The 13089-nt window shown below is 40.7% G+C and carries 12 protein-coding genes and 1 tRNA gene; 10 read left to right on the top strand and 3 right to left on the bottom strand.

Annotation, left to right across the window (positions count from 1 at the left end):
- Positions 1–18: 18 nt before the first annotated feature.
- The 9 genes from DQW11_RS02300 to DQW11_RS02260 all read left to right on the top strand — a co-directional run bounded on the left by DQW11_RS02300 (position 19) and on the right by DQW11_RS02260 (position 9291).
- Complete coding sequence (locus DQW11_RS02300; protein WP_232826654.1) at positions 19–681, top strand: TetR/AcrR family transcriptional regulator; 663 nt, start codon at positions 19–21, stop codon at positions 679–681.
- 50 nt (positions 682–731) lie between these two features.
- On the top strand, positions 732–2792 hold the full coding sequence (gene metG, locus DQW11_RS02295; protein ID WP_113922380.1) for a methionine--tRNA ligase: 2061 nt from the start codon (positions 732–734) through the stop codon (positions 2790–2792).
- Positions 2793–2978: 186 nt separating this feature from the next.
- Entirely contained in the window at positions 2979–4406 is a 1428-nt protein-coding gene (locus DQW11_RS02290) for a circularly permuted type 2 ATP-grasp protein (RefSeq protein WP_113922379.1), read from the top strand.
- A gap of 6 nt (positions 4407–4412) precedes the next feature.
- Complete coding sequence (locus tag DQW11_RS02285; RefSeq protein WP_113922377.1) at positions 4413–5393, top strand: alpha-E domain-containing protein; 981 nt, start codon at positions 4413–4415, stop codon at positions 5391–5393.
- Positions 5390–6121 (top strand): peptidase, encoded by a 732-nt coding sequence (locus DQW11_RS02280; RefSeq protein WP_113922376.1) that lies wholly within the window; start codon positions 5390–5392, stop codon positions 6119–6121. Before DQW11_RS02285 ends, DQW11_RS02280 begins: the two co-directional genes overlap by 4 nt.
- Before the next feature lie 10 nt (positions 6122–6131).
- Positions 6132–6971 carry a transglutaminase family protein gene (locus tag DQW11_RS02275; protein ID WP_113922375.1) on the top strand — a complete coding sequence of 280 codons (840 nt, stop codon included), beginning with the start codon at positions 6132–6134 and terminating at the stop codon, positions 6969–6971.
- Positions 6972–7161: 190 nt separating this feature from the next.
- Entirely contained in the window at positions 7162–8451 is a 1290-nt protein-coding gene (locus DQW11_RS02270; protein ID WP_113922373.1) for a metallophosphoesterase, read from the top strand.
- An 81-nt stretch (positions 8452–8532) separates the two neighbouring features.
- Entirely contained in the window at positions 8533–8904 is a 372-nt protein-coding gene (locus DQW11_RS02265) for a DUF4174 domain-containing protein (RefSeq protein ID WP_157966002.1), read from the top strand.
- A 135-nt stretch (positions 8905–9039) separates the two neighbouring features.
- Entirely contained in the window at positions 9040–9291 is a 252-nt protein-coding gene (locus DQW11_RS02260; protein WP_198669824.1) for a hypothetical protein, read from the top strand.
- Here DQW11_RS02260 and DQW11_RS02255 read toward each other — a convergent pair.
- Positions 9288–9704, bottom strand: coding sequence for a CBS domain-containing protein (locus DQW11_RS02255; protein WP_113922369.1), 417 nt, complete (start codon positions 9702–9704; stop codon positions 9288–9290). The two genes, DQW11_RS02260 and DQW11_RS02255, sit on opposite strands and share 4 nt — an antisense overlap.
- Positions 9705–9914: 210 nt before the next feature.
- Here DQW11_RS02255 and DQW11_RS02250 point away from each other — a divergent pair.
- A tRNA-Pro gene (locus tag DQW11_RS02250) sits at positions 9915–9988 on the top strand.
- Positions 9989–10035: 47 nt separating this feature from the next.
- Here the strand turns inward: DQW11_RS02250 and DQW11_RS02245 are convergent.
- Entirely contained in the window at positions 10036–11391 is a 1356-nt protein-coding gene (locus DQW11_RS02245; RefSeq protein ID WP_113922367.1) for a sensor histidine kinase, read from the bottom strand.
- Positions 11381–12769, bottom strand: coding sequence for a sigma-54-dependent transcriptional regulator (locus tag DQW11_RS02240; RefSeq protein WP_113922366.1), 1389 nt, complete (start codon positions 12767–12769; stop codon positions 11381–11383). The genes DQW11_RS02245 and DQW11_RS02240 overlap by 11 nt, the downstream gene beginning before the upstream one ends.
- Positions 12770–13089 lie beyond the last annotated feature (320 nt).

The raw sequence follows: 13089 nt of genomic DNA, 5'->3' as shown, positions 1-13089 counted from the left end.
GGGCAAAAATAAAGCGGAATGCCTATATTTGCCCCTCTATTCCAATCGATGAGCAAGAAATCAGATATCGAAACCAAAATCCTCGAAGTGGCCTACCAATATTTTATCAGGCAAGGCTACAAGAATACCACCATGGATGAAATTGCCCAGGAATTAGGGATGAGTAAGAAGACACTTTACAAGTATTTTCCGGGAAAACTCGAACTTCTTGCCGCTACGTTTGACATCCTTAAGACAAGACTTTCTATCAAGGTAAGCGCATTGTTGGACAATAAATTAATCCCTTATACGGTCAAGCTCAAGTCTCTTTTGAGCACTGTTGCTTCTGATGTTTCGACCATCAATCCCAAGATATTGGATGAACTCAGGGATCATGCCCCTTCGATTTGGGCAGATTTATTGGCTTATATCAGAGAATCGGGGTATTTGAGATTCCAAAAGTTGATACAGGAAGGCATCGAAAGAGGATATGTCCTTCCCACAGTCAATGTTTCCTTTATTGTATTTATCTATACCTCTGCGATCCAAAACCTGATCGACCACAAATTTTTAAGCCAGTTTCCTGAAGAAATGCGGGCGAGCTTTAAACTTAGCCCCGCCGAAATCTACGATCAGGCTATTCAGATTATCTACACCGGGATACTTACAGATGATGCCCGAAAAGAGTTGGGCCAAATTTGAAATCAATTACCCATTCCCCCTTTCCATTCTAATTTCTATCTTTGCGGCTTATGAAAAAAAGCGAATTCAAAAGATATACCGTTACGGCGGCATTGCCTTATGCCAACGGTCCTTTACACATCGGTCACTTGGCAGGATGCTATATCCCTGCTGATATCTATGTGAGGTATCTTCGGTCACAGGGCCGGGATGTTGCTTTTGTCGGAGGTTCTGATGAACACGGTGTAGCCATCACCATCAAAGCCCGAAAAGAGGGGATAAGCCCTCAGGAAGTTGTAGACAGGTACCACGAGCTGATGAAAAAAAGCTTTGAGGAGTTTGGGATAAGTTTTGACCATTATTCAAGGACTTCTGCCAAAATCCATCATGAAACTGCTTCAGGGTTTTTTCGAGACCTTTATGACAAAGGAGAATTTCTTGAACAGACCACCGAACAGTATTTTGATGAGGAGGCCGGGCAGTTTTTGGCTGACAGGTATATAGAAGGGACTTGTCCGAAGTGTGGCAATGAACACGCATATGGCGACCAATGTGAAAGATGTGGATCTTCACTTAGTCCAACGGAACTCATCAATCCGAAATCCAAGCTTTCTGGAAATACCCCCGTTTTGAAAGAAACCAAGCATTGGTTTCTCGATTTGGCCAAATACACCGATTTTCTCAAAAACTGGATTTTGGTCGAGCACGCAAATGACTGGAAAAACAATGTACTTGGACAGTGTCGCTCTTGGTTGGAAGCCGGAGACGGATTGCAGGCGAGGTCGATGACAAGAGATATGGATTGGGGAATTCCTGTACCCGTCGAAGGAGCGGAAGGAAAGGTCCTCTATGTATGGTTTGATGCACCGATAGGCTATATCTCAAGTACCAAAGAGTGGGCTGCCGAAAAGGGATTTGATTGGGAGCCTTATTGGAAATCAGAAGACACCAAATTGGTCCATTTCATCGGCAAGGACAATATCGTTTTCCATTGTATTGTTTTCCCTGCTATTCTCAAAACCCACGGAGGATATGTCCTTCCTGACAATGTGCCCGCAAATGAATTCCTGAATCTCGAAGGTGACAAAATATCTACTTCACGAAATTGGGCGGTTTGGCTGCACGAATACCTGGAACAGTTTCCGGAAAAACAGGATGTGTTACGCTATGTCTTGACTGCAAATGCACCCGAAACCAAGGACAACGATTTTACCTGGAAGGATTTTCAATCCCGAAATAACTCAGAGCTTGTGGCCATTTATGGCAATTTTGTGAACAGGGCGGTGGTTTTGACACATAAATTTTTTGATGGGAATGTTCCCGGTTTGGGGACATTGTATGACTTGGACAAAGATGCTTTGGAAGCATTGAAATCCTTCCCTGAAAAAATTGCAGCTTCTATCGAAAGGTACCGATTTAGAGAAGCACTTTCATTTGTGATGGATTTCGCACGTACAGGAAACAAATACCTTGCAGAAACAGAACCTTGGAAAACCATCAAAGAGGACAAGGAAAGAACAGGGACAATCCTCAATATTGCACTCAATTTTGCTGCAAACCTTGCCATTGTTGCAGAACCGTTTTTGCCTTTCACTTCTGCTAAAATCTTTGGGATGTTTGGTCTACAGGGATTGAAATGGGAAGATGCCGGAAGCCACGAATTGTTGCAGACCGGTCAACAGATCTTTGAGGCGGCTCTATTATTTGACAAAATCGAGGATGCCACGGTTGAAGCCCAAATCCAAAAACTCATGGACACCAAAAAACAGAATGAAATCGCAAATGCTGTGGCAGAACCTATGAAGGACATTATATCTTATGAAGATTTTGCCAAACTCGACATGAGGGTGGTAAAAGTCCTGACTGCTGAACCAATGCCAAAATCCAAAAAGCTGCTCAGATTGACGGTGGATACGGGTTTGGGAGTGAAAACAGTATTGAGTGGCGTGGCAGAACATTTCAAACCTGGGGATCTGATTGGAAAGCAGGTTACGATGCTGATCAACCTTGCGCCAAGAAAGATGATGGGAATAGACTCTGAAGGGATGATCTTGATGGCCGAAGACCGGGACGGCAGCCTGAGGCTTCTTCAACCAAATTCATCTACTGCAGAAGGATCGACGATTTCCTGATATTAAATACACTGATTGGAAGGCCTTGAATTGAAAGTCAGTTCAAGGCTTTTTTATTTTTAATAATTTCTTAATGATCAGATATTATTTTTATCAATTTAATGAATCGGAGTCCAAGTTTTTGTTTGTTTTTCAAAATCCGCTATATTCAAGCCATATCATTTTTAAATCCAAAAAACAGGCCATATGGAGACGAATCAATACCAAGTTGGGGATAATTTTGATGAAATGTTTGCCAAAGAGGGTCAGGTGAGGCCCCATTATCAGGAATTTCTCAAACTTTTGGGAAAAACCACTTCAAAAAGAATGTCCCATCTTCAATACTCTGCCAATAAGACACAGGTAGCTATGGGGATGACTTTTAATGTCTACCATGATAATCAGGGGATGGAAAAAATCCTTCATCTTGATATTATTCCAAGGATCATTGCGCATCAGGAATGGAAGAAAATAGAAGCAGGACTGAAGCAGCGGATCCACACACTTAACCTTTTTTTGCAGGATATATATAATGACAGAAAAGTACTGAAGGACAAAATTGTACCGGAAGACCTGATTCTTGGCAGCAAGGATTACCTCAAACCCTGTGAGGGACTTACACCTCCCAAAGGAATTTGGTGCCACATCACGGGAACAGACTTGGTCCGGAACAATGACGGAAACTATTATATCCTAGAGGATAATCTCCGCTGCCCGTCGGGTGTGTCTTACATGCTCGAGAGCCGTGAAATCATCAAGCGCGCTTACCCCGACCTATTCAATAAACTTGGTGTGATGCCTGTTTCGGATTATCCGGTCAAGCTTTTGAAAATGCTTCAATTCATTTCCAATAAAGAAAAGCCTGTAGTTGGGGTTTTGACACCAGGGATTTATAATTCTGCGTATTTTGAGCATTCCTATCTTGCTTTGCAGATGGGAGTGGAGTTGGTTTCGGGTGTGGATTTGATCACCAAAGGCAAGAAAGTTTTTATGCAGACTACCAAGGGATTGGAGCAGATTGATGTTTTATACAGAAGGATCGATGACACTTTCTTGGATCCATTGACTTTCAATCCCCATTCCATGTTGGGCATACCGGGGATATTTGAAGCCTATAAGGCTGGAAATATTGCGCTCGCCAATGCGCCTGGAACAGGGGTGGCGGATGATAAGGCTGTATATGCTTATGTTCCGAGATTGATCAAATATTACCTTGGTGAAGATCCGATTTTGGAAAATGTGCCTACTTATCTCTGCAGAGAAGAACAGGATAGAAAATATGTTTTGGACAATATTGAAGACCTTGTCGTAAAAGAAACCAATGCGGCAGGAGGTTACGGCATGCTGATAGGTCCCAAAGCCACCAAAGAAGAACATGCCAAATTCAGGAACCTTGTCAAAAACAATCCGACCAATTATATCGCGCAGCCAACTTTATCCTTGTCCACAGTACCGACTTTGACTGACAATGGGTTGGAGGGAAGGCATGTGGATTTGAGGCCGTATATTCTGTACGGACAAGAAATCGAAGTGATACCCGGAGCGCTGACTAGGGTGGCATTAAAAAAAGGGTCATTGGTCGTCAACAGCTCCCAAGGCGGGGGAAGTAAAGATACTTGGGTTTTATATAATTAAAATACTATGCTAAGTAGAGTTGCAAGTTCGATATATTGGCTGGGGAGATACCTCGAAAGGGCCGAAAATTATTCCAGGTTTATTGATGTGAATTTCAACCTGATGCTGGACCTTCCTCCTGACTTGAAAGAGCAGTGGGAACCCTTGGTCATCACCACAGGCGACAATGAAATTTATAAAACCAAACATAAAAATTTTGAAAGAAAGGATGTCATCCATTTTTTGACTTTTGATACAGATAATCCAAATTCGATCATTTCTTCCATCTCTTTTGCCAGGGAAAACGCCAGGGTAATCCGAGAAAACCTGACCAAGGAAACTTGGGAAAACCTGAATGAATTGTATCATTTTGTTTTGAAAAGGGCAGATAAAAAAGATTGGAACAAAGAAGACCCCAGGGCTTTTTTTGAAAGTGTAAAAAATCAGGTGCTCTTACTTTATGGACTTGCAGACAGTACTGTGGCAAGGACAGAAGGCTGGTATTTTAGACAGTTGGGGCTGTTTTTGGAACGGGCAGACAAGACCAGCCGGATTGTGGATGTCAAATACCACATCCTGCTTCCGGCCCCGAGTTTGGTGGGAAGTCCTTTGGATTTTTTGCACTGGACGGCGCTGTTGAAGTCAGTTACTGCCTTCAACACCTACAGGAGACTGTATGGGAATATTGAACCTGCAAAAGTGGTGGAGTTTTTGATCCTGAATAAATACTTCCCGAGGTCTGTATTTTACTGCATCAGAGAAGCTGAAAGTTGTCTTCACAAAATCTCCGGTCTGGCGGATAGCGGTTACAAGAATTCTGCAGAAAAAGCCATCGGGGAATTGAGATCAAACCTGGAATTTACCGATGTGGAAGAAATCATCAACATGGGTCTTCACGAATACCTTGACCAACTTCAGATTAAAATTAATGATGTGTCGAATAAAATAAATACCAACTTTTTCCAAATTAAGGATAACTTTATCAATCAAACTCAGATTCAGGAATGACCTTTTGCCTCGGAATAAAAACAAAAAACGGCCTAATTGGCCTTTCTGACACCCGCATCACCTCAGGAAATGAGACTACTACTTCTAAAAAAGTATTTACGGTCAATAGGGAAAAGCATTCTTTTTTTATCATGACTTCAGGTTTGCGGTCCGTCAGGGACAAGGCAATAACCTATTTTACAGAAGTCATTGAGGACCAAGATGCAAATTTCACTAAACTCTACAAAGCAGTCAATGAATTTGGCAATCAGGTAAAAATTGTTGCAAGAGAAGATAAAGAGTACCTAGAAGAATCAGGACTCAAATTCAATTTATTTTCAATTATTGGAGGCCAATTGGAGCATGATAAAGTGCCAAAGCTGTATCTGCTTTATCCACAGGGAAATTGGATAGAAATCAGAAGAGGCACGCCTTTTGTCATCATTGGAAATACGGGTGCAGGTAACCCGGTTCTGAGGCGTTCATTGAGTTACGAGGAATCTCTAGACTATGCTTTGAAATGTGCTTTCCTGGCATTTGATGCCACAAGGATTTCTGCCAATGATGTAGATTACCCGATTGATACTGTGATTTTGGAAAATGACACCTATCATACTATTGAAAAAAGGTTTGAGCAAAAAGAACTTGAACATATTTCTGCTTTTTGGAATAACCGGTTAAAGGAAGCGATAAAGGTATTACCGGCGGAAGTTTTGCAAAAAGCTTTTCGGGAGTTTGAAATAGTATGAATTTAAAAAAATGAAATTAAGAATCAGACATTCAACGAGATATACTTACGATAAGAAAGTACAGCTTAATATCCATGAATTTTATCTGATTCCATTACAGCGTTTTTACTTCAAGGTTTTAAAATCAAACTGGACCGTTTTTCCAACCCCTTTAGGATTTCACGAAAGGATCAATTTTGAGAACAACCCGTACTTTCAAGCTTGGTTTACAGGTGAATCGGATTTCTTGGAAATCAAAAGTGATTTTGAAATAGAAGTGGGGGAGTTTAATCCCTACGGATTTATCATCCAACCGCAGCCGGTTTTTCCTTTTGAGACCTTTTCCTATCCCGAAGAAGTCAAAGATTATCTGAGGATTTACATCGAGGGAGAAAAACTGCCCGGATTGGATGATTTCGTCAAAAGTGTGATGAAAGAATCAGATGGTCTTGTAGGTTTTTTAGTTTTGCTTTTGGCCAAAATCCATTCCAATTGGGAACATATCATCCGTCATGAGGAGGGTATTATGCCTTTGGGGGAGGTTTTTGAAAGTAAAATTGGTTCTTGCCGTGATTTATCATGGATGCTGATGGCTATGCTGAGAAGTATCGGATTGGCCTGCAGGTTTGTAAGTGGCTATGCTTTCAACCCTGAATTGGACGCAGGACATGAGCTTCATGCTTGGGTTGAAGTATTTCTCCCCGGAGCATCTTGGATCGGTTTGGATCCAAGCTTGGGATTATTGGCAGATAGCCGGTATATTCCTTTGGCAATCAGCTATGACCCAAAGTTTGCATCACCGGTTGTAGGGAATTACGGCGGCGCCTCTCAGTCTCATTTGACCACTGATGTGGTGATTGAGGTTGTTTGATTTTTTCTGAATTTAGATTGGTAGGTAATTTTGTTTTTTTTGAGCTTTATGAGTTTTATTTTTTCTTAACTCTTGTATTATCAGGATGCAATCCGAAAACTCCATAACCATTCCTACATTTCCTTTATTTTTAGCAAAATGAACAAAAACGGATCGGAATATGTATAACCCATTGTAAATCATCACAACAATGAATCAATCCGGTCCAATTATATTTCTCTCCATCCTTTTTTTATTTATTCTGTTTTTGAGTTGGTATGTATTTCAGGCGATCAGAACCGTCAGCATGGGAATCGACCTTATTCGTATCCAACAAATGATTAGATGGTCCTATTGGGCATTTATGTTGAGCTTATTGACTTGGTTGGTGTATAAATCTGCCCAGGTTTTTGCAACGGGAGAGTTTGCATCTTCAGCACAGACCTTATCAAGTGTATTTCTTACTTTAATTGTGACGCAGTTGGTCATTGTTTTTGTTCTTTTAGGAGAAGATATCATCAGGAATATCCAAGCAATTTCAGTCTTTGCGATGAATGGTGCCAAAGGATATTCCTTTCCATCCAGAACAGTTTGGGTGAGTGTTTTAGCCTTGACAGTCGCTTCTGTGCCCCTGTTCAGCTTTGTTTATGGGATCAAGTATGGAAAATACAATTTCAAGGTTCACAGGGAAGTCTTATACTTTGAGGATTTGCCTGAGGCCTTCGATGGCTTTACCATTACGCAGATTTCGGATATCCATTCTGGAAGCTTAAAGGACCACAAAGCCGTGGCAAGTGGGGTTCAAATGGTATTGGACCAAAAATCCGATCTTTTTGTTTTTACAGGTGATCTTGTCAACCATAGGGCAGATGAAATTGAACCGTTGATTAAAGAATTTTCAAAAATAAAGGCAAAATATGGTCAGTTTTCAATTTTGGGAAACCACGACTACGGGGATTATTCCTCATGGCCAAGCCCTGAAGCAAAAAAAGAAAACTTTGAAAAATTGAAGGGACAGCATGCAAAGCTAGGTTTTGATTTGCTCTTGGATGAAAATATCAGGATAGAAAAAGACGGGCAATCTATCGTAATTGCAGGGGTTGAAAATTGGGGAGTTGGATTCAAAGAAAAAGGCGATTTGCAAAAAGCATTGAAAGGAACTGAAAACGGGGATTTCAAAATTTTGCTTTCCCACGATCCATCCCATTGGGATGCCCAAGTCAAAAACAATCCTAATCCTGTTCATCTGACACTTTCAGGACATACCCATGGTATGCAGTTTGGTATTGAAACCCAATTGGTCAAATGGAGCCCTGTCCAATACCGATATCCAAATTGGGCCGGATTGGCAGAAGAAGCCGGAAGTTTTTTGTATGTCAATAGAGGTTTTGGTTTCCATGCATTTGCTGGAAGAGTAGGTATTTGGCCGGAAATCACTGTCATTGAACTAAAAAAAGGTAAAAAACCCGCTCCAATCCATCTGGCATCAGCCAAAAATTAGGAAAGTGAATTCTGAACAAAGGTTTCAATTCTTGGTTTTAAATTGATGATTTGGCTTATTTTAGTTTTGATGGTTTTCACTTTGGAAGGAAAAGATACTGTGACTCTCGAAGAGCTGAGGTGGAAAAACCGAGTAGTGCTCTATTTTCCTGAGAAGTATGAAAATCCTCAATTTGATTTAAAACCGTTGAAGGATAAACTGGATGATCGAAAAATCATTTTTTTATCAATAGGAGAACAATTCAGTACCAACTCTAAAGCTTCATTTGACCAGAACTATCTCAAAGGACTTCAGGAAAAGTTTTCTTCGGAAAAAGGAAAAAGCAACTGGGTTTTAATAGGTTTAGATGGAGGGGTTAAGTTAAATGGGGAAGGAACACCTGATTGGGATTTTATATTCAAGACAATCGATTCTATGCCGATGAGGCAGTCAGAAATTAAAAAGGGTGGTTAGCAATACTTTTTTCGCAAGATTTTTTTTTTAGAAACAGAGACAACTTTCTCCAAAATCACTTTAAAAATACCCTGTTCAGGTTATTTTTTGAGATGGAACAAGTGTTTAGATTTGGATGAAATTAAAAACTAAGTGATGAAGTTCTATTATTTGTCTACAGAGCCAAACGTTGAAGGTGAATTTGAAATCCATCACCGGGAATGTTCTAAAATCCCCTCTTTACATAAGCGGTTTTATTTGGGACCGTTCAATAACGGGCAGGAGGCGCTGAATCAGGCCAGGGTTTCTGAATCAAAATCAACCATCTGTTCGACATGCCAAAATGTGGCTATGGTGCCAAAATTTTCACATTTCAGCGATACTGAATCAATCCATCCCAATCCTTAATATTGGTCCAAAAGGTATTTGATTACATCTGTTGTGGTCACAATTCCTTTAAGTTCCCCATTTGCAACAACAGGCAAAGCATGAAATTCTTCAGTTGCAAAAATTTCCGCTATTTCTTTAATGGAATCCTCTTCAGAAACCACTTTTGGTTTTGAGGTCATTACCTGATTAAGAGAAAGTATTTCTAATACAGCCTCGTCAGCACCATCTTGATTTTCGAACAATGCACAAAAAGTCAGCCTGTTGATATCAGTACGGCTGATGATTCCGGTGATTTTTTTTCCTTCTAAAACTGGAATATGCCTGATTTTGTGTCTTCTGAACATTTCCACCACTGTAGATAGTTTTTCATTTTCCTGTACAGTGAATACCTCTTTGGTCATTATTTCCTTAACTGGTTCCCGCTTTTTCATGGTCAATTGGATTAATATTTATTATGACTCTAAGCTACAATCAAGGAAAAAACCAAAACCTGATGAAAGTCATGTTCAAAATTGATTTTGGTTGCTACTGAATAAAAAATGGCCTTTTGATGCATGTTTCGATAAATGTTCCTCATTGGAATAACAAATTCTGAAGTATTTTTACAATTATTAAGGAAAATAGTATTTTCGAACCCGAATCGGGGTGTGGCGCAGTCCGGTAGCGTACACGTCTGGGGGGCGTGTGGTCGCAGGTTCAAATCCTGTCACCCCGACAGCGATAAGTTTCAAAGTCTCAATCTCATCGGTTGAGACTTTTTTTTCACCCAAACTTCATCGTAAAAACAGTCCTCTGTCCAGGAATTGACTCTACTTCCAGATTTCCTTTGTGCAGGTTCATGATCTGACGGGAAATTGCTAGTCCTATGCCGCTTCCGGATTTTTTTGTGGTGAAAAAAGGAACAAAAATTCTTTCAATGGCCTCAGGTACTATACCTTCTCCATGGTCTATCACTTGAATGTAGGGAAAGGACTGACTGTTGATCCCTGATTTTAGGAGGATGGTTCGTATGGTGGCTTTTTCCATCGCTTCTTTGGCATTTTTGATCAGGTTAATCAGGATCATTTGGATGAGGTCCTGGTCAGCTACCAATTCAAGTTCTTTTGGGTTCAATTCCGTTTGGAGTTGGATTCCGGATTTTGCCAATTCCTCCTTCAGGAGAACACAGATATTTTCAAATAACTGCTGAACTGCAAAACGCTTCAATATTGGTTGAGGAATGTTTGTGTAATCCCGATAAGCATTTACAAAATCCACAAGACCGGTACTGCGCTTGGAGATGGTTTCCAAACCCTCACAGAGATCAACGTAGGAGTCTTTTTCGAGGACCAATTCTCCTGTATCTTCCTCGTGGATATCTTCCTCCAAGATAGTTCCCAACGAATTTGCCAAACTTGCTATAGGCGTCATGGAGTTCATAATCTCATGGCGGAGAACTTTCGTCAGATTTTGCCAAGCCTGCAGTTCATTTTTCTGTAATTCAGAACGGATATTCTGAAAAGAAAGAAGGGTCCAACTGTTTCCCTCCATTTTGAAGGAAGCGGATTGTACGTTGAGATGGATCTCGTTATTGATTTTGATGGAAAATGAACCACCAGGTTTGAGAGAAAGGACATTTTTCAATAAATCTACTGACAACTTTCCTAAGTCATTGATGTCTTTGAACTGAGGGATTTGAAGCAATTGTTTTGCTTCTCCGTTGATCACTCCGATGCGGCCTTGGCTATCAAAAGACAAAATCCCGGTATTGATATGCTGGATCATGATCTGGAGAAAAAGCATCTGCTCCTCTTTTTCAGCTCTTGTCTTTTTAAAAGCTTCGATTACTTCATTGAAAGACATATTCATTTCCCTGAAAGAATTTCCAAGTTTACTGTCTTTGGTAAATGAAGATGAAAAATCGGAATACCGAATGGACTCCAAAAATCTGGTAATTTTCTTATTTGTTGTATTTCCAAATGAAATCAGGTTGAGGGCCAAAAACAAAACAATCACTGCAAATAGGATTGCCTGAACCATAGACTGGTCTTTGAAAAAAAAGAAAAGGCTCAGATAGGCAAATCCTACTATGAGCAAAACCCTGACCAATATGCCAATTGCAAATGATTTAAAGCCCATATCTTTCCAGTCTTCTGTACAGTGATGACCTGGTCAGCCCCAACTCCTCTGCCGCTCTGGTAATATGGCCATTGTGTTTTTGGAGGGCTTTTCTGATCAGGATTTTTTCAACATCCTCAATGTTCAAATGATCAAGGCTTACTAATTCCTCTTGCTTCTCCGGAGAAAGCTGTTTTTGCATAAATAAATCTTCAGGCTGCAGAACCCCGTGGGATGTCATAATCACCGCCCGCTCGATGCTGTGCTGAAGCTCCCGGATATTTCCGGGCCAATGGTATTTTTGCATGCGTTTGATCAGGGCTTCACCGGCTTTGCGGATTTCTTTGTTGTATTTTTTGGAATAAACTTCGATGAAATGATTGGCCAAATGTGGGATGTCTTCCAATCTCTCACGCAATGGAGGTAAGGTGATTTCGATGGTATTGATCCTATAGAGTAGATCCTGTCGGAAGGTATTTTCATACACCATGCTGTGGATCGGCATATTGGTAGCGGATATCAGCCTGATATTGACAGGCGTTGCTTTATTGGCACCTACCCTTGTCACTTCTCTGTTTTGCAAAGCCGCCAAAAGCTTGGATTGGAGAGGGAGGGGAAGGTTTCCGATTTCATCCAAAAACAAAGTCCCTTTGTTAGCCTGCTCAAATCTGCCGGCCCTGTCTTCTTTGGCGTCTGTAAAGGAGCCTCGTTTGTGCCCGAAAAGCTCACTTTCAAATAATGTGGAAGTGATCGAGCCCAAGTCCACGCCTACAAATGCTTCCCTGTATCTTTTGGAATGCCGGTGGATGGCACGGGCAATCAATTCCTTTCCTGTTCCGTTTTCTCCCAAAATTAACACATTCGCGTCTGTACCGGCAACCCTTTCGATGGTTTCAAATACCTTCACCATTGAAGCGCTCTGACCGATGATATCTTTGAATTTGCTGTCAATATCCTGGTAAAGCTGTTGTTGTTGGTTTTTGAGCTGGGAAATCTCCAGTTTTGATTGGCGTAGTTGAAGGGCAGAATTCAGCGTCGCCAGTAGTTTTTCGTTCTCCCAAGGTTTCAATACAAAGTCAGTAGCTCCTTCCTTGATGGCTTTGACAGCTGTATTGACATCTCCATATGCAGTAATCAATACCACAACCGCAGAAGAATCCAACTCCAAAATCCTGTCCAACCAATAGAAACCTTCCTGTCCGCTGCTCACATCTTTGGTAAAATTCATGTCCAACAGGATCACATCATATTGTTCATTGATGATAAGGACAGGAAGCAGGCCTGGATTTGTTTCTGTATCTACTTGTCCAAAATGCCTCTTCAAAAATATTTTGGCTGCTTTTAAAAGGTCCTCGTTGTCATCGACGATGAGGATTTTTCCTGGTTTGTTTTCTTTCATAAAATAGACATGAGACGTGAGACGTGAGACATGAGATGTGAGACTTGAGATTTGAGAAAGGCGGAAGTCAGAAGAATTAAATTCCAAAGTCCATTTCTAATTAATACAGCCAGAATCTATAGCATTTGACATTCATTTTAGCCAGCTGCTCGTAATTCCACCTTCGTACTTCCTACTTCAGAATGCCAAAACTTGTACCGAAATGATACAAACGGACAAAGTGATTTCAAAATCGGTCAATGCATGGAATTTAAGCAGTTTTTATCAAAAGAAGTAAGGATAATTTTTTAAAAATTCTGCTCTGGTTATTTCATTTTTTG

Origin of the sequence: Cognataquiflexum aquatile, from assembly GCF_003316845.1 — a bacterium.
Classification (GTDB): domain Bacteria; phylum Bacteroidota; class Bacteroidia; order Cytophagales; family Cyclobacteriaceae; genus Cognataquiflexum; species Cognataquiflexum aquatile.
The sequence above is the reverse complement of the archived record's forward strand: the minus strand, read 5'-3'. Positions and strand labels throughout refer to the sequence as shown.

What these genes read in the sequence shown, in the direction of transcription:
- DQW11_RS02280 (WP_113922376.1), top strand. Translation starts at nt 5,390, where the DNA reads ATGACCTTTTGCCTCGGAATAAAAACAAAAAACGGCCTAATTGGCCTT.
- DQW11_RS02275 (WP_113922375.1), top strand. Translation starts at nt 6,132, where the DNA reads ATGAAATTAAGAATCAGACATTCAACGAGATATACTTACGATAAGAAA.
- DQW11_RS02240 (WP_113922366.1), bottom strand. Translation starts at nt 12,769, where the DNA reads ATGAAAGAAAACAAACCAGGAAAAATCCTCATCGTCGATGACAACGAG.
- DQW11_RS02290 (WP_113922379.1), top strand. Translation starts at nt 2,979, where the DNA reads ATGGAGACGAATCAATACCAAGTTGGGGATAATTTTGATGAAATGTTT.
- metG (WP_113922380.1), top strand. Translation starts at nt 732, where the DNA reads ATGAAAAAAAGCGAATTCAAAAGATATACCGTTACGGCGGCATTGCCT.
- DQW11_RS02285 (WP_113922377.1), top strand. Translation starts at nt 4,413, where the DNA reads ATGCTAAGTAGAGTTGCAAGTTCGATATATTGGCTGGGGAGATACCTC.
- DQW11_RS02300 (WP_232826654.1), top strand. Translation starts at nt 19, where the DNA reads ATGCCTATATTTGCCCCTCTATTCCAATCGATGAGCAAGAAATCAGAT.
- DQW11_RS02255 (WP_113922369.1), bottom strand. Translation starts at nt 9,704, where the DNA reads ATGAAAAAGCGGGAACCAGTTAAGGAAATAATGACCAAAGAGGTATTC.
- DQW11_RS02270 (WP_113922373.1), top strand. Translation starts at nt 7,162, where the DNA reads ATGAATCAATCCGGTCCAATTATATTTCTCTCCATCCTTTTTTTATTT.
- DQW11_RS02245 (WP_113922367.1), bottom strand. Translation starts at nt 11,391, where the DNA reads ATGGGCTTTAAATCATTTGCAATTGGCATATTGGTCAGGGTTTTGCTC.
- DQW11_RS02260 (WP_198669824.1), top strand. Translation starts at nt 9,040, where the DNA reads ATGAAGTTCTATTATTTGTCTACAGAGCCAAACGTTGAAGGTGAATTT.